At 71.8% G+C, this 17040-nt stretch carries 17 protein-coding genes; 10 read left to right on the top strand and 7 right to left on the bottom strand.

Annotated features, from left to right (window positions below; all coding sequences use genetic code 11):
* Nucleotides 1-156: 156 nt before the first annotated feature.
* On the bottom strand, nucleotides 157-1056 hold the full coding sequence (gene bla / locus ACGFYY_RS09225) for a class A beta-lactamase (RefSeq protein ID WP_393707832.1): 900 nt from the start codon (nucleotides 1054-1056) through the stop codon (nucleotides 157-159).
* A 130-nt stretch (nucleotides 1057-1186) separates the two neighbouring features.
* On the opposite strand from bla, the gene ACGFYY_RS09220 reads away from it, so the two are divergent.
* The 6 genes from ACGFYY_RS09220 (at nucleotide 1187) to ACGFYY_RS09195 (ending at nucleotide 7062) form a co-directional block, all read left to right on the top strand.
* Nucleotides 1187-1816 (top strand): TetR/AcrR family transcriptional regulator, encoded by a 630-nt coding sequence (locus ACGFYY_RS09220; RefSeq protein WP_393707831.1) that lies wholly within the window; start codon nucleotides 1187-1189, stop codon nucleotides 1814-1816.
* Nucleotides 1806-2423 carry a hypothetical protein gene (locus ACGFYY_RS09215; protein WP_393707830.1) on the top strand — a complete coding sequence of 206 codons (618 nt, stop codon included), beginning with the start codon at nucleotides 1806-1808 and terminating at the stop codon, nucleotides 2421-2423. The genes ACGFYY_RS09220 and ACGFYY_RS09215 overlap by 11 nt, the downstream gene beginning before the upstream one ends.
* Complete coding sequence (locus ACGFYY_RS09210; RefSeq protein WP_393707829.1) at nucleotides 2416-3036, top strand: GNAT family N-acetyltransferase; 621 nt, start codon at nucleotides 2416-2418, stop codon at nucleotides 3034-3036. The genes ACGFYY_RS09215 and ACGFYY_RS09210 overlap by 8 nt, the downstream gene beginning before the upstream one ends.
* A 280-nt stretch (nucleotides 3037-3316) precedes the next feature.
* Nucleotides 3317-4729, top strand: a complete 1413-nt coding sequence (locus ACGFYY_RS09205) for a family 2B encapsulin nanocompartment shell protein (RefSeq protein WP_393707828.1) — start codon at nucleotides 3317-3319, stop codon at nucleotides 4727-4729.
* A 104-nt stretch (nucleotides 4730-4833) separates the two neighbouring features.
* Nucleotides 4834-6162: a family 2 encapsulin nanocompartment cargo protein terpene cyclase gene (locus tag ACGFYY_RS09200; protein WP_393707827.1), complete on the top strand. Its 1329-nt coding sequence runs from the start codon at nucleotides 4834-4836 to the stop codon at nucleotides 6160-6162.
* Between the two features lie 15 nt (nucleotides 6163-6177).
* Nucleotides 6178-7062, top strand: coding sequence for a geranyl diphosphate 2-C-methyltransferase (locus ACGFYY_RS09195; RefSeq protein ID WP_393707826.1), 885 nt, complete (start codon nucleotides 6178-6180; stop codon nucleotides 7060-7062).
* A gap of 119 nt (nucleotides 7063-7181) precedes the next feature.
* Here the strand turns inward: ACGFYY_RS09195 and ACGFYY_RS09190 are convergent, their stop codons facing one another.
* Nucleotides 7182-8807, bottom strand: coding sequence for an FAD-binding oxidoreductase (locus ACGFYY_RS09190; RefSeq protein ID WP_393707825.1), 1626 nt, complete (start codon nucleotides 8805-8807; stop codon nucleotides 7182-7184).
* Between the two features lie 66 nt (nucleotides 8808-8873).
* Here ACGFYY_RS09190 and ACGFYY_RS09185 point away from each other — a divergent pair, with 66 nt between their 5' ends.
* Both ACGFYY_RS09185 and ACGFYY_RS09180 read left to right on the top strand, forming a co-directional pair.
* Nucleotides 8874-9515: a TetR/AcrR family transcriptional regulator gene (locus ACGFYY_RS09185; RefSeq protein WP_393707824.1), complete on the top strand. Its 642-nt coding sequence runs from the start codon at nucleotides 8874-8876 to the stop codon at nucleotides 9513-9515.
* Nucleotides 9516-9551: 36 nt separating this feature from the next.
* The gene (locus ACGFYY_RS09180) at nucleotides 9552-9959 is read left to right on the top strand and encodes a DUF3224 domain-containing protein (protein ID WP_393707823.1); all 408 of its coding nucleotides are present in this window, start codon (nucleotides 9552-9554) and stop codon (nucleotides 9957-9959) included.
* A 39-nt stretch (nucleotides 9960-9998) separates the two neighbouring features.
* Here the strand turns inward: ACGFYY_RS09180 and ACGFYY_RS09175 are convergent, their stop codons facing one another.
* Nucleotides 9999-10490 (bottom strand): MarR family winged helix-turn-helix transcriptional regulator, encoded by a 492-nt coding sequence (locus ACGFYY_RS09175; RefSeq protein WP_393707822.1) that lies wholly within the window; start codon nucleotides 10488-10490, stop codon nucleotides 9999-10001.
* Nucleotides 10491-10576: 86 nt separating this feature from the next.
* On the opposite strand from ACGFYY_RS09175, the gene ACGFYY_RS09170 reads away from it, so the two are divergent.
* The gene (locus tag ACGFYY_RS09170) at nucleotides 10577-11446 is read left to right on the top strand and encodes an SDR family NAD(P)-dependent oxidoreductase (protein WP_393707821.1); all 870 of its coding nucleotides are present in this window, start codon (nucleotides 10577-10579) and stop codon (nucleotides 11444-11446) included.
* Between the two features lie 272 nt (nucleotides 11447-11718).
* Here ACGFYY_RS09170 and ACGFYY_RS09165 read toward each other — a convergent pair whose 3' ends face one another.
* Complete coding sequence (locus ACGFYY_RS09165) at nucleotides 11719-11952, bottom strand: hypothetical protein (protein ID WP_393707820.1); 234 nt, start codon at nucleotides 11950-11952, stop codon at nucleotides 11719-11721.
* Between the two features lie 445 nt (nucleotides 11953-12397).
* Between ACGFYY_RS09165 and ACGFYY_RS09160 the strand changes: the two genes are divergently transcribed.
* Nucleotides 12398-13135, top strand: a complete 738-nt coding sequence (locus tag ACGFYY_RS09160) for an NPP1 family protein (protein ID WP_393708010.1) — start codon at nucleotides 12398-12400, stop codon at nucleotides 13133-13135.
* A 90-nt stretch (nucleotides 13136-13225) separates the two neighbouring features.
* Here ACGFYY_RS09160 and ACGFYY_RS09155 read toward each other — a convergent pair whose 3' ends face one another.
* From ACGFYY_RS09155 to ACGFYY_RS09145, 3 genes are read right to left on the bottom strand one after another with little or no spacing between them, the layout of a single operon-like run.
* Complete coding sequence (locus tag ACGFYY_RS09155) at nucleotides 13226-14386, bottom strand: substrate-binding domain-containing protein (protein WP_393707819.1); 1161 nt, start codon at nucleotides 14384-14386, stop codon at nucleotides 13226-13228.
* Nucleotides 14387-14420: 34 nt separating this feature from the next.
* Nucleotides 14421-15470, bottom strand: coding sequence for an ABC transporter permease (locus tag ACGFYY_RS09150; RefSeq protein ID WP_365271561.1), 1050 nt, complete (start codon nucleotides 15468-15470; stop codon nucleotides 14421-14423).
* Nucleotides 15467-17017 (bottom strand): sugar ABC transporter ATP-binding protein, encoded by a 1551-nt coding sequence (locus ACGFYY_RS09145; protein WP_393707818.1) that lies wholly within the window; start codon nucleotides 17015-17017, stop codon nucleotides 15467-15469. The genes ACGFYY_RS09150 and ACGFYY_RS09145 overlap by 4 nt, the downstream gene beginning before the upstream one ends.
* Nucleotides 17018-17040: the final 23 nt, after the last annotated feature.

Raw genomic sequence — 17040 nt, 5'->3', positions numbered from 1 at the left:
ACCCCCCCCCCCGCGGCGCGCCCGCTCCGCCCCCCCCCCCCCCCCCCCCCCCCCCCCCCCCCCCGCGCCGGGCGGGGGGGGGGGGGGGCCCGCGGGGGGGGGGCCCGGGGCCCCCCCGGCCCCACCCCGAGGGCCTGCGCGGGGGAGGGGGAGGGATCAGGCGAGCGTGTCCGCCAGCAGCTTCGCGGTTCTGGCGATCAGGGTGTTGTCGCGCGGCGCCGTCGGCTCCGGCATCGTCGTGAGGACGGCCAGGACCAGGGGCGGTCGTCCCGGCGGCCAGGCGACGCCCACGTTGTTGTTGGTCCCGTACGAACCGGCGCCCGTCTTGTCCGCCACGGCCCAGTCCTTCGGCAGGCCGGCCCGCAGGCGGTCGCCGCTGGTGGTGTTGGACAGCATCCACCGGTTCAGCCGTTCCCGGTCCCCGGGGTCCAACGCGTCGCCGATCGCGAGGTGGGCGTACGTCCGCCCGATCGCGCCGGGGCTCGTCGTATCGGTCACCCGCGACGGCTCCGCCGAGTTCAGCGCGGGCTCCCACCGGTCGAGCCGGGTCGTACGGTCACCGAGCGACCGGCAGAAGCGGGTGATCGAGGTGGGGCCGCCGAGTTCGCGCAGCAGCAGGTTCCCGGCCGCGTTGTCGCTCTGGGCGATGGCGGCGGAGCAGAGCTCCGCCACGGTGAGGCCGTTCGCGATGTTCTCGGGCATCTCGGTGATCGACCCGCCGCCCGCGTCCTTGACGTCCTGGAGCGTGTAGTGGATGCGTCGGGCGAGATGAGCGCCGTCGTGGTCGAGGTCCCGCAGTACGGCCGCCGCCGCGAGCGTCTTGAACACCGAGCACATGGGGAACAGTTCGTCGGCCCGGTGGACCACGGTCCGGCCGGTGGCGGTGTCCAGCGCGTACACCCCCAACCGTGCCCCGTACTCGCGCTCCAGCGCGCGCAGTCCGGCCGCCGGGGACGCGGCACTCGCCGTGCCCACCGGTAGCGCGGCGGCGAGCGCCGCCCCCGCGCCCACGGTCAGCAGTGCGCGTCGGGACGTCGATGCGTCCGGGGTCCTCACGTAAGGTCCTCCTCTTCCTGGCCGGTCATGTGCCCTCGAAGACGTCATACGTGATCAATTCGGTTCCCCGGAGGGGATGTACCCGTGGAGTGTACTAGCGGTACACCCCACTGGTGTGTACCTTCAGTACATGACTCCGCTCCCTCGCTTCCATCGACTGCCGGCCGAGCGACAGGAGGCGATCCTCGCCGTCGCCCGCGCGCACTTCGCCGAACACGGCCCCGCGGCCGCCTCGTACAACAAGATCATCGAGGCGGCCGGCTTCTCGAAGACCGCCGCCTACCAGTACTTCGACGGCCGCGAGGACCTCCTCGCCGCGGTTCTCGACGACGTCCTCGACCGCCTCCTGGGCGTCCTCGGTCCGTGGGCCCCGGCTCGCGACGAGGCCGACTTCTGGGCGCGACTGGAAGCCGGATCGCACGCCCTGGTCGCGCACCTGGGTGCCCACCCGGACGACTTGGCCCTCGCCGACGCCGCCGTCGGGCGGGCTCACGGCGACGTCTGGCTCGCCTGGTTCGGGGCCGTGGTCGAGGACGGGCAGCGGCTCGGATTCATCCGGACGGACGTGGCCCCGGCCCTGCTGGCGGGCGCGACCGCGGCCGTGATGCGAGCGGCCGACGAGTGGGCGCTGGGCGCATTGCGCGCGGCACCTCCGGAGCGACCCCCGGCGCGGGCGGTGCCCGGCGGCGAGCAGGTCTGGAGCCTGCTGCGCGGACTGTGGGGCGGCGGAGCGGACGCAGGGGCCGGGCGTGCGCACTGATCTGGAGATCCGCTGGGAGATACCGCCCACCTCGCCGGGAGTGCTGGGTCGCCTGGAGCGGTTCATGGGGCCGGGCAAGTCCCGTTCCGAATCGGCGGTGGAACTGCTCGGCGCGGGCGGGTGCGCCGCGCTGCTCGCGGCCGGCGTGTGGTCGTCGGGGATCCATCGTGACTGGACCGGCCTCCAGTCGGCCGTGGTCGTGCTGATCGGCCTTGATCTGCTCGGAGGGATCCTCACCAACGCGACGAACTCCGCCAAGCGCTGGTACCACCGCCAGGACCCCCGGGCCCGGCGTGCCCGCTTGGTCTTCGTCGGCGCGCACGTGCTGCACCTCGCCGCGATGGGCCTGCTGGTGCTCGGCGGGGACCACCGCTGGATCCTGGGCAACGCCGCCTTGCTGCTCTCCGCCGCCGTGGTCGTGGAGTTCACGCCCGTCCATCTCAAGCGCCCGGCGGCCATGGCAGGTTACTCCGCCGCCGTGCTGGTCGACCTGTTCTGGCTGCCCGTGCCCACCGCCCTCGCCTGGTTCGCGCCGCTCTTCTTCCTGAAGCTGCTGGTGTGCCACCTCGTGCCGGAGGCTCCGCTCGAACGGCGGCGCGATGTCTGAGCCCGACGCGGGTGACCGGGACGACGCCCCACCGCCCGGCCCGTGCGCGACCGTGCTCGCCGCCGCCTTCGCCCACGAACCCGCCATGACGTGGATCTCGGGCGGATCGGACCGGGTGCGGCAGGCGTGGTTCACCACCACCCTGCGGACGCACGCCACGCTCCCGGGAGCCCGCCGAGCCCTGCTCGCCGACCCCCACGGCCGGCCCGTCGCCGCCGCCGTCCTCACCCCACCGGCCGCCACCCCCTCCGGACCGGCCCGGGCGGCCTGGGCCGCCCGCGCCCTGGCGGGTTGCGGCCCGCGCGCCCTGCTGCGGACGCTGCGCTATCTGCACGCCGCAGAGGCCGAAACCCGTCCCGGCGCCTGGACCTTGGAGTTCATCGGGGTCGAGCCCGCGGCGGCGGGACGGGGCACCGGAGGGCGGCTCCTCGGCCACCTGCTCGCCACGACCCCCGCGCCCGGCGGCGTCTTCCTCACCACCGCCGACGAGGCGAACGTACGGCTCTACCACCGCTTCGGCTTCACCACCCTGAGACGCCTGCCGGTGGGCCCGCTGGAGGTGACGGCGATGTGGCGGCCGGCCGTGGTCGAGGAGACCCGAACCGTTCGGTAGGACCGGCCGGTAGAACCGGCCGCAGGGCCGACTGCCGCGCCACTTTTCGGCCGTGTTCGTGAGTAAGGCCGAATATCGTTCATAACCCCGGCAAACCACCTGCGGTGCAAGATCACCGAATCGAGGTAATGCCAACGGTTTTCAGGCTCAACTGGGTGTACCGGTCGATACTGTTCCCCCGAATCTGTACGGATTCCCGGATATTCGCCCCCCTTTTTCCTCGTTCTTTGGTGACGCGCGCATCCGCTGTCCACCACCCTTACGAAGGAGAGCTCGCCCGATGACCGTTGACACCAGCCCGGAAGCGCAGCTGGAGCCGCCGCGGCAGTCCAGCCTGAGCACGGCGGCTGCCCGCAACCTTGCCAGCACGACCAAGTCCGCCCCGCAGATGCAGGAGATCACCTCCCGCTGGCTGCTGCGGATGCTCCCCTGGGTGGAGACCAAGGGTGGCACCTACCGGGTCAACCGCCGGCTGACGTACACCGTGGGCGACGGCACCATCGAGTTCGTCCAGGACGGCGCGAACGTCCGGGTGATCCCGCGCGAGCTCGGCGAACTGGCCCTGCTGCGCGGCTTCGAGGACGACGAGGTGCTGACCGCGATCGCCGGCCGGTGCGTCCAGCGCGACTTCCGGGCCGGTGAGGTGATCGTCGAGCGCGGTACCGCCGCCGACAAGATCCACCTGATCGCCCACGGCAGGATCAGCCAGACCTCCGTCGGCAAGTACGGTGACGACGTCGCCGTCGCCGTCCTCGCCGACGGCGACCGGTTCGGCGAGAACGCCCTGCTGGACGCCGACGCCACCTGGGACTACACGGCCACCGCCGAGACGCCCGGCATCCTGCTCACCCTCTCCCGCGGCGACTTCGCCTCCGTGCTCTCCGCGGCGCCGCAACTCCAGGACCACATCGACCGGTTCAGCTCGCTCCCGCACCAGCGCCAGAACAAGCACGGCGAGGCCGAGATCGCGATGTCGGCCGGTCACACCGGTGAGGCGGACCTGCCCGGCGCCTTCGTCGACTACGAGCTCAAGCCCCGTGAGTACGAACTCTCCATCGCGCAGACCGTGCTGCGGATCCACACCAGGGTCGCCGACCTCTACAACGGTCCGCACAACCAGACCGAGGAACAGCTCAGGCTCACCATCGAGGCGCTGCGCGAGCGCCAGGAGCACGAGCTGATCAACAACCGGGACTTCGGTCTGCTCCACAACGCCGCCTTCAAGCAGCGGATCCAGACCCACTCGGGCCCGCCGACCCCCGACGACCTCGACGAACTGCTCTGCCGCCGCCGCGGTTCCAAGTTCTTCCTCGCCCACCCCCGCACGATCGCCGCGATCGGGCGCGAGTTCAACGCCCGCGGGCTCTACCCGGACCACGTCGACGTCGGCGGGCAGCAGGTGCCGGCCTGGCGCGGGGTCCCGATCCTGCCCTGCAACAAGATTCCGATCAGCAAGGAGAACACCAGCTCGGTCCTGGTCATGCGAACCGGGGAGGACAACCAGGGCGTCATCGGTCTGCGCCAGACCGGCCTGCCGGAGGAGTACGAGCCGGGCCTCTCGGTCCGCTTCATGGGGATCAGCGAGCAGGCGATCATCTCCTACCTGGTCACGACCTACTTCTCCGCCGCCATCCTGGTGCCCGACGCGCTCGGTGTGCTGGAGAACGTGCAGATCGCCCGCAGGCGGGACTAAGAGGACCTGCCCGACGGCCGTGACGGCCAGGACACCCGCCTGTCCTGGCCCGCCGAGCAGCCCGGGATCCGGGACAACCCACTTACGTCTCCAAGGAGTTACGGATGCCCGATCCTGGGCCTTCCCCTCTGCAGTCGAGCCTGCCCGCCGCCGTGACGTCCTTCGGGGCTCATGTTCTCGCAAGCGCCCTCGCCGCCGGCGCGGAGCCCGTGGAGCCTTCCGCGCCGGTCTCGCCCGCAGCCCCCGCCCTGCCGACGGGGCCGCCCGCCCTCACACCCGTGCCCGCGCCCGACGAGGGTGTGGCCGCGGCCGCCATCGTTGCCGCGCCCGAGCCGAGCGCCGCCCTCGAACGGATCCTGCGCGGCCCCAGCGGCCTGGGGACGGCGAGCCTGCACTGGACCCGGAGCGAGGCGCCCGCGCCGGGCGGCACGCCGGCCGCGCCCGTGCCGGTGGCGGGCCATCCGATTCCGGGCCTCTACCACCACCCGGTGCCGGAGCCCGATCCGGTGCGGGTGGAGGAGCTCGGTCGCCGGATCAAGGCCTGGGCCCTGGACGAGGTGTCGCTCTACCCGGAGGACTGGGAGGACCAGTTCGACGGCTTCTCCGTCGGGCGCTACATGGTGGCCTGCCATCCGGACGCCCCCAGCATCGACCACCTGATGCTGGCCACCCGCCTGATGGTCGCCGAGAACGCGGTCGACGACTGCTACTGCGAGGACCACGGCGGCTCGCCCGTCGGCCTCGGCGGTCGTCTGCTGCTGGCGCACACCGCTCTCGATCCCCTGCACACGACGAAGGAGTACGCGCCGGACTGGGAGGCGTCACTTCTCTCCGACGCGCCCCGGCGCGCCTACCGGTCGGCCATGGAGTACTTCCTCCAGGCGACCACCCCCTCGCAGGCCGACCGGTACCGGCACGACATGGCCCGGCTGCACATGGGTTACCTCGCCGAGGGCGCCTGGGCGCAGACGGAGTACGTGCCCGAGGTGTGGGAGTACCTGGCGATGCGCCAGTTCAACAACTTCCGGCCCTGCCCGACCATCACCGACTCCGTCGGCGGCTACGAACTGCCCGCGGACCTCCACGCGCAGCCCGCCATGCAACGGGTGATCGCGCTGGCCGGCAATGCCACCACCATCGTCAACGATCTGTACTCCTACACCAAGGAACTGGCCAGTCCCGGACGGCACTTGAACCTCCCGGTGGTGATCGCCGAACGCGAGAGCCGCTCCGAGCGTGATGCCTACCTGAAGGCCGTCGAGGTCCACAACGACCTGATGCGCGACTTCGAGGCCGCCGCCGCCGAACTGGCCGTCACCTGCCCCGTCCCGAGCGTGCAGCGCTTCTTGCGCGGGGTGGCCGTATGGGTCGACGGAAACCATTACTGGCATCAGACCAACACCTATCGCTACAGCTTGCCCGATTTCTGGTAAAGATGGGAATTGTTCATGACTAGCACCGATCTCACCACCGCCGGTACCTCCTCCCTGTTCATCCCGGGCCCGGCGACTCCCTACCAGGGGGACATCGCCCGTTACTGGGACCACGAGGCCAGGCCCGTGAACCTTCGCCTCGGCGACGTCGACGGCCTTTACCACCACCACTACGGCATCGGCGACGTCGATCACGCTTCCCTCGGCGACACCGAGGACAGCGCATACGAGAAGAAGCTGATCGCCGAGCTCCACCGACTGGAGTCGGCCCAGGCCGAACTGCTCCTCGAGCACCTCGGCTCCATCGGTCGCGACGACACCCTCGTCGACGCGGGCTGCGGCCGCGGCGGTTCGATGGTCATGGCCCACCAGCGCTTCGGATGCAAGGTCGAGGGCGTCACCTTGTCGGCCAAGCAGGCCGACTTCGCCAACGGGCGGGCCCAGGAACTCGGCATCGAGGACCACGTCCGGGCCCGTGTCTGCAACATGCTCAGCACGCCGTTCGAGACCGGGAAGGCCGCCGGCTCGTGGAACAACGAGTCGAGCATGTACGTCGACCTGCACGACCTCTTCGCGGAGCACTCGCGCGTCCTCCGGGTCGGCGGCCGGTACGTGACCATCACCGGCTGCTGGAACCCGCGGTACGGACAGCCCTCGAAGTGGGTCTCCCAGATCAACGCGCACTTCGAGTGCAACATCCACTCGCGCCGCGAGTACCTGCGCGCGATGGCCGACAACCGCCTGGTCCCGCAGGCTGTCATCGACCTGACCCCCGACACCCTGCCCTACTGGGAGCTGCGCGCCACGTCCTCCCTGGTCACCGGCATCGAGGAGGCGTTCATCGAGTCCTACAAGGACGGCTCCTTCCAGTACGTGCTGATCGCGGCCGACCGCGTCTGACCGCGTCTACCGCGTCCGACCGGGCGTGGACCGTAGGGGCCGGGTCCGTCATGCGAGGGACCCGGCCCTTTCGGGTCGGCTCCGGGGCGCCGGCGCACCGGCGTACGTACGGGCGACGGTCAGCCCACGAGCACACCGGGGTTGAGGATGCCCCGCGGATCGAGGGCCCCCTTCGCGGCGCGCAGGGCCAGGGCGAAGGGCTCGGGACGCTGGCGGTCGTAGCCCGGCCGGTGGTCCCGGCCGACGGCGTGATGGTGCGTGATCGTGGCCCGGTGGCGGTGCAGGACCTCGCTCGCGACGGCCTTGAGGTCGTCCCAGACGGCGACCTCGTCACCGTCCCGGCCGGCGGCGAGTACGGTGAAATAGGGCGCCGCGCCGTCCGGATACACGTGCGTCAGGCGGCAGTTGACGGTCGCGGGGAAGCCGGTGGCCTTGGCCGCCGCCTCGCCGACCTCTCTGCGTACCTCGTCGATCAGGTCGGGGATCCGGTCCCAGGTGGCCGCCGTCTCGAAGGTCTCCGCGATCGCGCCCATCCTGGCCAGGCCGTCGCGGAGGTAGGGCATCCGCAGGAACGCCGAGCGCCAGGCGCTCACGGCCGCGTCGCCGTCCGGGCCCGCCCCCGGGTCCCCCTGCGCGCCGCCCACCCCGTCGTACCGGCCGCCGTGCGCGCGCGCCAGCGCGACGGCCCGTTCGAGCCGGGCGGTCACCGGTTCGTCCGCCGACTCGAACCCGAGGACCAGTACGGAGCTGCCGTCGTGCGCCGCGCCCGACAGCGCGGCCTCACCGGAGTCCAGCAGACGGCAGTTGGCGGGGGAGAGGTCGGACTGCGCGAGGGTACGCACCGCGCGTAGGGCGCTCCGGAAGTCCGTGAAGGCGACCGCGGCCGACGCCTTGTGGCGGGGGCGTTCCTGAAGGCGCACCCATGCCTCGGTGATGACGCCGAGGGCCCCTTCGGAGCCCAGGAACAGGCGGTCGGGGGAGGGGCCCGCCCCGGAGGCGGGCAACCGCCAGGAGTCGCTGACGCCGGCCGGGGTCACGACGCGCAGCGACTGGACGAAGTCGTCGATGTGCGTGCGGCCGGTGGCGTAGTGGCCGCCGGCCCGGGTGGCGAGCCAGCCGCCCAACGTGGAGAACTCGAAGCTCTGCGGGAAGTGCCGCAGGGTGAGGCCGTGGGGCCGCAGCTGGTCCTCCAGGCTCGGCCCCAGCGTGCCGGCCTGGATGCGTGCCGCCCGGCCCTCGCCGTCGACCTCCAGTACGCGGCCCATGGCGGTCAGGTCCAGGGACATGACGGCCCGGTGGGCGTCGCCGCGGTACTCGACGCCGCCGGTGACCGAGGAGCCCCCGCCGTACGGGACGACGGCGACCTGCCGCTCGCCGGCCCAGTCCAGCAGATCGGCCACGTCCTGGTCGTCGGTGGGGCGGGCGACGAGGTCGGGGACGCGGCCCGGGACTCCGCGCAGGGCGCGCACCACGTCGCGGTAGGCCTTACCCATGGAGTGCGCGGCGCGGTCCGCGGGATCCGCGGCGACCAGACGGGCGAGGCTGCGCGGGGGCTCCACGGCGGGGGCGGCGACGGCCAGGTCGCGGACGCGGGGCACGGGGAGCGGACGGTCGAGGGTGCCGGGGAGCAGCGCGCCCATCGCGGCGCACTCCGCGTCGTCGGGATGCGCGTCCGCCCAGCCCCAGCCCCACCAGGAGCGGGTACGGGAGGTGGGCTGCGTCGGCTGCGGGGTGGTGCCGGCCATGGGCGGCGCTCCTGGGGGTAGAGGTAATTTACCTTGCGGTAAATTACCTACTGATAATATCGGCCCATGGCAACCCCCTCCTCACATTCCTCCAAGGCCGGCACCAAGGGCGTCCCGCGTCAGCACCGCCGCCTGCAGATGCTGGAGGCGGCCACCGAGGAGTTCGGTACGCACGGCTACGCGGCCGCCTCGCTCCCCGCCATCGCCGCGCGCGTCGGGGTCACGAAGACGCTGTTGCACCAGTACTTCGGTACCAAGGAAGACCTGTACGTGGCCTGCCTGATCCCGGTCGGGGACCGGCTGCTGGACACCATCCGCGCGGCCATGGGTGAGGGCGGGGCCGCGCCGCACACGCCGCTACGCGTGCTCCGCAGCATCTTCACCGCCCTGGAGGGGCAGCGGGAGGCGTGGTTCGTGCTCTACGACACCACCCTGCCGCCCGGCGGTGAGGCCGCTCGCCGGGCCTCGGAGTACTGGTCGGCCATCGACCGGCTCGCCGCCGGCGGCACCGCGGAACTGCTGCACGCCGCCGGATCCACCGACCCGCTGGACGCCGACGCCCTCAAGTACGTCTGGCGTGATCTGGTCGCCACCCTGGTGCGCTGGTGGGTCAAGCATCCGGAGCAGACCCCGGACGCCATGACACGCCGTTGCGCCCGACTCTTCGCCGCCGCCGCCACGCTCACCCCCGACGAACGCCTCGGCTGACGGCGCGTTGTCGGAGGGCACCGCTACGGTCGATCCATGAGAGCCGCAGGCACGTTCACCGTCGAAGCGTTCGTCCCGACCGAGCTGAAGCCGGAGCCCGCCGTCCCCACCGGGCTGCCCGTGGGGGTCGCGACCATGGAGAAGTCCTTCGAGGGCGAGGTCGCCGGCCGCTCCGCGACGCTGTTCACCGCCGCGTTCGACCAAGGGACCGGCGTCGGCACCTATGTCGCCATGGAGTCCTTCGAGGGCTCGTTGCACGGCCTGGACGGAGCCTTCAACTTCGTGCACTCGGCGACCACGTCCGGCAGTGACCGCACCGCGGAGTTCTTCACGATCGTGCCCTCCAGCGGCACGGGCGCACTCGCCGGGATCTCGGGTGCCGGGGGTCTGGCGGTCGATGCCGACGGCGTCCATCGGATCTGGTTCGACTACCAGCTCGGCTGAGCGCGCGGAGAGACCGTGTCGGCGCTTCCCGGCCGGGCTCTATCGGGTGCGCTCCTGTTCGGCCTGTTCGGCCTGTGCGGCCTTCGCCGCCTTGAGCTTGCGCCAAACGGTGCCCAGTGCCTCGAGGTCACGCTCGTCGAGGAGGTCGGTGAAGACGGGTGCCAGGGCTTCGCGCCGGGTGGAGTCGGCCTCGGCGAACACCGTGCGTCCCGCCTCCGTGAGGGAGACCTCGACCGATCGGGCGTCGCGCGCCGAGGGGGTGCGGGTCACCAGGCCCCGGGCCTGCAGGGCGTCCACGACGCGGGAGACCTGGCTACGGCTGAGAAGGGTGCTGTTGCCGAGGACGGAGGCGGGTACCGGCTCGGGGCTGGAGGCCAGCCACAGCATGACCTCGAACCAGGACACGGGGAGGTCGTGGGCCTTGATCAGAGCCCGGTCGACACGATCGGTCATGATCGTTCCGGCCCACACCAGCCCGTAGAAGGCGTGGTCGGCCGCCGGCATCTCGGCTTCGGTGAGCTTCTTCGGCATGTCGGCAGTCTAGAGCTTGCGTGCGCACGCACATAATTTTATAGTGTGTGTGCACGCACATAAATCCCCCCATGAAAGGCCCCGCCATGTCGACCTCCCCCGCATCCGCCGCCACCACCTCTGCCCGTACCGTCCTGATCACCGGCACCTCCTCCGGCATCGGCCTCGCCGCCGCGATCGCCGCCGCCGGGGCGGGCTGGCGTACGGTCGCCACCCTGCGTGACACCGGCCGCGCCGATGCCCTGCGCAAGGCCGCCGTCGAGGCGGGCGTCGAGATCGACATCCGGCAGCTCGACGTCGTGGACGAGGCTTCCGTCGCCGCCGCCGTCGAGGGCGTCATCGCCGACTACGGCCGGCTGGACGCCGTCGTCAACAACGCCGGCGCCGGGCACGTGGGCACCCTGGAGCTGGAAACCGTCGCAGATGTCCGTGCGGTCATGGAGGTCAACTTCTTCGGCGTACTGAACGTCTCCAAGGCCGCGCTGCCGCACCTGCGCGCCACCGGCGGCCGGCTGATCACGGTGACCAGTGTCGGCGGCGTCATCGGTCAGCCCTTCAACGAGGCCTACTGCGCCGCGAAGTTCGCCGTGGAGGGATACATGGAGAGCCTGGCCCCCGTCGCGGGCGCCGTCGGGGTGAACGTGACCGTCGTCGAGCCCGGCGCCGTCGCCACGGAGTTCGTGAACAACATCGGCCTCGACCTCGAAGCGCGGATCGCCGCCGCCGGCCCGTACTCCGACGCGCTGCGCCACTACGTCGAGCGCACCGTCGGCCAGTTCATGAACGGCGCGCAGACCCCGGCCGGCGCGGCCGAGTCCGTCATGGAGGCGCTCACCGTCGATGAGCCCGCCTTCCGTATCCAGACCTCTCAGTGGGCCCGTGACTTCACGGGGAACAAGCTGGTCGACCAGGACGGCTCGGCGGTCGTCGGCATGACCGGGGCCTGGGTCGCCTGACCTGCCGCGAGCGGCCCGCCCGGAATCGGGTCATGATGGCCGGAGGCGGACGAGTCCCCCGCGCGGTCCCCGGACGGCGCGGTGCCCGCCCCGGCCGGGAGGTGACCCGTGGGCATGGACGAATCGCGCAGAGCCTGGTTCATGATCGGCGGCGTCATCGCCGTCATCTTCCTGGACCTCCTGGCCATCATCCTGATGAACGTCCTCGGGTGACCCGCGGCTGAAGGTCGCCCGGGCGCGGCCGACGGGTCAGGGGGGTGTCGCGGCCAGGTTCAGGTCTTCGCATCGGCGGCCCCGGGCGGGCGCACCATGAAGACGTCGATCGGGTCCTGTGCTTCCACCGTGAATCCGTGGCGCTCGTAGAGCCGACGGGCCGCACTGCCCCGCAAGACGTTCAGGCCCACCGTCATCGCCTGCGCGTCCGTCCGCGCCAGGACCGAACGCAGGACGGCGGATCCGAGGCCGCGACCCTGACGGTGCGCGCGAGGTGGAAGTGCTCCAGCCACTGCCTGTCGTCGCAGGCGATCACCTCGATGTCCGTTGCCGCCGCGGGACGCGATGTCCAGCCCCCACCGTGCGGCGCCCCGGTCCGTGCAGGCACCACCATGTCCGCCCGACCCCGCCCTCCGAGTGACCGTCCCAGAACGGACTCGTCCCGCGCGGTGTTCGGCGTTCCCGTCGGCATCGCGGTCCGGCCAGGGCCCGTACCGTTCGAGGAAGACGTCCCGTCCGACTCTGACAATCCATCAATTATTGTTGTGTACAAGGCCTTTAGGGTCCTTCGGTATGCAAGGAACGGAGTCTGCCCGGCCTCTTGCCGTGTCGCACCGGTTCGCGAATGATGCTCGCGGCGTGTCGGTCGACGGTGTCCCGTCGCGATGCGTCCGCCACCCTCGCACCCGGTCGGCCAGGAGGCCTGTTTTGCGGACGAACCGTCACATCCGGCGCTCGATGGTGGTCGTCGGCGCCGCCCTCGCCGTGGTCGTCGCCGTTCCCCAGGTGGCCTTCGCGGCGCCGCCCCCGGCGCTTCCCGGTAAGGCCGAAGCGATCGAGTCGACCTACCAGCCCGCCTACGACTACGACACCGACGGCTGTTACCCGACACCCGCCATCAGCGCGAGCGGAGTCCTGAACGGCGGGCTGAGGCCCACCGGCGCCCTCAACGGCAGCTGCCGGGACGCCTCGGACCTCGCCAACACCAACGGTTACTCCCGCTGGAAGTGCAACAACGGCTGGTGCGCCGTCGTCTACGCGCTCTACTTCGAGAAGGACCAGGCCCTGCCCGGCATCGAGCTCGGCGGCCACCGTCACGACTGGGAGCACGTGGTCGTGTGGATCCAGGGCAACGAGGCCAAGTACGTCGCGACTTCCGCCCACGGGGACTTCAACATCCACGCGCGCGACCAGATCCGCTGGGACGGCAACCACCCCAAGATCGTCTACCACAAGGACGGCATCGGCACGCACTGCTTCCGCGCGGCCAACACCAATGACGAGCCGCCCGAGAACCACCGGGGCACCTGGCAGTTCCCGACGCTCGTGGGGTGGTCGGGCTATCCCGCGACCGTGCGCGACAAGCTCACCCAGGCGGACTTCGGCAGTGCGCACTTCGGCCTGAAGGACGGCTCCTTCGCCTCCCACCTGGCGGAGGCCGAACCGGCCGGCATCCCCTTCGACCCGTACCAGTAGCGCCGGGAACCAGGGGGCCGGTTACCTGACATGGCCGCCGGCACCGGCCCCGCACCGAGCGGGACCGGTGCCGGCGGCGAACCCGTGTGGTCAGCCCGCCCAGATCCTTCGGTACCCCTCGCGGTAACCGGACGGGTCCCAGGAGGTGGCGCCGTCGCTGTTGTCGGCCGTGGCGATGTGCACCGGAGCCACGTAGCCGCTGGCCGGTCGGTCGGCGAAGGCACGGTTGAACTCGTCGACGATCTGCCAGCCCTGCTGGTTCAGCGGCTCGGGCACGGTGGCGGCCTGGAACCGCTCGCTGTTGATCCGCTGGAAGGCGGAGGGGTCGCCGTCGCCCGCGCCGATGTTGAAGGGTGGCCCGGAGCCCGGCCTGCCCGCCGCCCGCAGGGCCGGGGCCGCGTCCGCGAAGTACAGGTCGTTGATGGCGGCGGAGTACGTCCACTCGCTCCGGAAGCGGGAGAGCAGCGAGGAGACAGCCTGCGCGGTGCGGCTCGCGGCGTCGGGAATCGGGATGTTCTCGTAGCTCAGCAGCCGTACGCCGGAACAGGTGGCGAGCTCCTTGCGGATCAGCTCGGCCTTGTTCTTCGCGAACGGGATCGAGTCGTCGGTGAAGAGGACGACCCCGGCGTCGCCCGCGGACCGGGCGATGATCCAGTCCGCGCTGATCCTCGCCACGTCCTCCACCTTGGTGGTGACGTTGGTGAACAGCTTGGGTCTCTCGCTCGGGCCCGGGGAGCCCACCGCGTGCCAGCCGACCACCGGGATGCGGGCCGCCTCGGCCCGCGCCATCTGCTGCGAGGTCAGCTGGGGATCGAAGCCGCCGATGACGATGCCCGAGGGTCGCAGGGTGATGGCCTGGCTGAGCGCCGCCTGGATCCCGGCCGGGGTGCCGTCCCCGTCGATGACCCGGACCTGCCAACCGATGGCCTTCGCCGCCTCCTCGACGCCCTTCGCCACGCCGGCGACCCCGGGGTTGGTCATGGTCTGCGCGACATAGACGATCGACTTGCCGGGGACCGCCGCGGGGCCGGTGGTGGGGCCGTGCCAGGCGGTGTCGACCTTCTCGGCCCGCGCGACGGCCGCCCCGGCGCTCGCGAGGGCGGTGGGGCAACCGGCCTTGGGCGGCGCGGCGCCGGTGGCGGGGCCGCCGCCCCCGCAACCGGAGAGGAGGGTGGCGGCCGCTGCCAGGAGGGCCGCCGTCGTGAGCGGGGCCCTGCGGTGCGATCGGGGATGCGAGTCCTTCGGGTACACGGTGCTCCTGACGCGGTGCGCGTACGAACTTCTTCTATGGGGTGCGCAGCCGGCGGCGGGCGGAATAGCCGGCCAGGCCGACGGCGATGAGCAGGGTGGCGCCGTTGAACAGCGGGGTGGCCCAGAAGTCGGCGCCCAACTGGCCGATGCCGGCGAGGCCGACGGCGAGGACGGCGACGGCGACGACGGTGCCGAGGGCGTTGACGCGGCCGGGTTTGATCGTGGTCGACCCGAGCAGGGCGCCGACGAAGGCGGGCAGCAGGTAGTCCAGTCCGACGCTCGGGTTGCCGGTCTGCTGCTGGGCGGCGAGGAGGACCCCGGCGAGACCGGTGACCAGGCCCGAACCGGCGAAGGCGTAGACGGAGTACCGGTGACTGGGGATGCCGATGATGTCGGCGGTGCGCCGGCTGGAGCCGATGACGTACATGTATCGGCCGAGCGGCAGCCGTTCCAGCACCAGCCAGAGCGCCGCCGCGAGGGCCAGGACGTAGTAGGCGGGCAGCGGCAGCCCGAGGAAGCGGGAGTCGTAGAGGCCGGTGAAGGCGGCCGGCAGGCCCTCCGGGCCGGGGACGATCCGGGAGCCGTCGGTGATCCAGCCGGTGACGGCGTACATGATGCTGCCGGTGCCGAGCGTCGCGATGAAGGAGTCGATCCGCACGTACTCGACGATGACGCCGTTGAGGACCCCGACCAGTGCCCCGCCGAGGACCACGATGAGACAGGCGAGCGGCCACGGCCAGCCCGTGTCGACGATGAGCCGCAGCACCATCACATGGGCCAGTCCGAGGCCGTAGCCCATGGACAGGTCGAACTTGCCGGTGGCGATGGGGATGGTCGCGCCGAGGGCCAGGACGGCCGGGATCGACTGGTTGGACAGGATCGAGGAGACGTTGTCCCGGGTGGGGAAGGTGTCCGGCAGGACGAGGGAGAAGACCAGGAAGAGCAGGACGGCGAGGACCAGCAGGCCGTAGGCGCCGAGGTGGTGCCCCCGCAGGTGGGCCGACAGGGGTCGCGCGGAGGGATCGGGGGAGGAAGGTGACGAGGGCGAGGGAGACGAGGGCGAGGGCGAAGGGGGCATGGTCATCGGTCCGTCGTGGGGCCGGTGATCGCGGGCATGGCCGAAGCGGTCCGGGTGAGTTCGGCGACCGTGAGGTCCGCACCGCTCAGCTCGGTGCTCACCCTTCCGCGGACGAACACCAGGGCGCGATGGCACACGTCCGCGACCTCTTCGAAATCGGTGGAGATGAGCAGGACGGCCAGGCCCGAGGCCAGGGCGTCGTCGAGCAGCCGGTGGATGGTGGCCTTGGCCCCGACGTCCACACCGGCGGTCGGCTCCTCCAGCACGAGCAGGCGCAGGTGTCCCCGGAGCCACCGGCCGACCATGACCTTCTGCTGGTTGCCGCCGGACAGGGTGGCGATCGGCACCTCGCTGTCGCGGGGGTGGACCGAGAACCGGTCGATGAGGGCGAGGGCCTCGGCGCGCTCGCGCCGGGGGCTGATCCAGTGCGCCGCCGGGACGCCTGCCGCGCGCGGGTTCGCCAGGAAGTTCTCCCGTACGGTCAGGTCGGCGGCGCAGCCCTCCTCCTGACGGTTGGCCGCCACGAAGCCGACGCTGGAGTCGAGCGCGGAGTGGACCGTACGCGGGTGGTACGGGCGGCCGTCGAGCAGGACCCGGCCGCCGAGGACGGGTCGTGCGCCGACGAGGGAACGGCCCAGCTCCATGTGGCCGGCGCCGGTCAGGCCCACCATGCCGAGGATCTCGCCGGCACGCAGGTCCAGGCTGACCTCGCCGGAGGCGACGGTCCGCACCCGGTCGAGGCTCAGCAGGGGTGCGCCGGCGGCCGGGGGAGTGCCGGGTGTCCTGCCGGCCGGTGCGTGACCCACGATCGCGCGCACCAGCCGGTCCGGGCTGTGACCGGCGAGCGGGCCCCGGTCGACCAGCCGACCGTCCCGCAGCACGGCGAAGGTGTCGGCGACCCGGTAGACCTCGTCGAGCCGGTGGCTGACGTAGAGGATGCAGTGTCCGCGGTCGCGCAGGGTGTGGAGCACGTCGAAGAGCCGCGCGCAGTCGGCGGCCGGGAGGGTGGCGGTCGGCTCGTCGAGCACGATGAGTTCGGCACGGGTGGCGAGGGCGCGGGCGATGGCGACGAGCGAGCGCTCGGCGGGGCCGAGGTGGGAGATCCGGGCGTCGGCGTCCAGATGCCCGGCGACGATCCGAAGGGCCTCGTCGCAGCGCTCCCGGGTTCGCCGCCAGGAGATCGGTCCGCGGCGGCGGGGGTATCCGGTGCCCAGAGCGATGTTCTCGGCCACCGTCATCCATGGGACGAGCCCGAGGTCCTGGTGGATGAAGGACATGTTCCGGGTCGCGGCGTGGCCGCCGAGGGGATGACCGGCCACCGTCACCTCGCCCGCGTCGGCCCGGTGGACCCCGGCGAGCACCTTGATCAGGGTGGACTTCCCGGCTCCGTTGGGGCCGAGCAGGGCGAGGACGCCGCCGCGGTGGAGGTCGAGGTCGACCGAGTCCAGAGCGAGCGTGCCACCGAACCACTTGCTCAGGCCGCGCACGCGGACGAGTGGTGCGGCACCGGAGTGCGAGGGTGGGCTCGCCCAGGTGCCGGGAGCGTCATGCACAGACTTCTCCGGGGGTCGGCCTC

The sequence above is a fragment of the Streptomyces sp. NPDC048331 genome, from assembly GCF_043201215.1.
GTDB lineage: Bacteria > Actinomycetota > Actinomycetes > Streptomycetales > Streptomycetaceae > Streptomyces.
The sequence above is the reverse complement of the archived record's forward strand: the minus strand, read 5'-3'. Positions and strand labels throughout refer to the sequence as shown.

What these genes read in the sequence shown, in the direction of transcription:
- ACGFYY_RS09220 (WP_393707831.1), top strand. Translation starts at nt 1,187, where the DNA reads ATGACTCCGCTCCCTCGCTTCCATCGACTGCCGGCCGAGCGACAGGAG.
- ACGFYY_RS09210 (WP_393707829.1), top strand. Translation starts at nt 2,416, where the DNA reads ATGTCTGAGCCCGACGCGGGTGACCGGGACGACGCCCCACCGCCCGGC.
- ACGFYY_RS09205 (WP_393707828.1), top strand. Translation starts at nt 3,317, where the DNA reads ATGACCGTTGACACCAGCCCGGAAGCGCAGCTGGAGCCGCCGCGGCAG.
- ACGFYY_RS09200 (WP_393707827.1), top strand. Translation starts at nt 4,834, where the DNA reads ATGCCCGATCCTGGGCCTTCCCCTCTGCAGTCGAGCCTGCCCGCCGCC.
- ACGFYY_RS09195 (WP_393707826.1), top strand. Translation starts at nt 6,178, where the DNA reads ATGACTAGCACCGATCTCACCACCGCCGGTACCTCCTCCCTGTTCATC.
- ACGFYY_RS09190 (WP_393707825.1), bottom strand. Translation starts at nt 8,807, where the DNA reads ATGGCCGGCACCACCCCGCAGCCGACGCAGCCCACCTCCCGTACCCGC.
- ACGFYY_RS09185 (WP_393707824.1), top strand. Translation starts at nt 8,874, where the DNA reads ATGGCAACCCCCTCCTCACATTCCTCCAAGGCCGGCACCAAGGGCGTC.
- ACGFYY_RS09180 (WP_393707823.1), top strand. Translation starts at nt 9,552, where the DNA reads ATGAGAGCCGCAGGCACGTTCACCGTCGAAGCGTTCGTCCCGACCGAG.
- ACGFYY_RS09175 (WP_393707822.1), bottom strand. Translation starts at nt 10,490, where the DNA reads ATGCCGAAGAAGCTCACCGAAGCCGAGATGCCGGCGGCCGACCACGCC.
- ACGFYY_RS09170 (WP_393707821.1), top strand. Translation starts at nt 10,577, where the DNA reads ATGTCGACCTCCCCCGCATCCGCCGCCACCACCTCTGCCCGTACCGTC.
- ACGFYY_RS09160 (WP_393708010.1), top strand. Translation starts at nt 12,398, where the DNA reads ATGGTGGTCGTCGGCGCCGCCCTCGCCGTGGTCGTCGCCGTTCCCCAG.
- ACGFYY_RS09150 (WP_365271561.1), bottom strand. Translation starts at nt 15,470, where the DNA reads ATGACCATGCCCCCTTCGCCCTCGCCCTCGTCTCCCTCGCCCTCGTCA.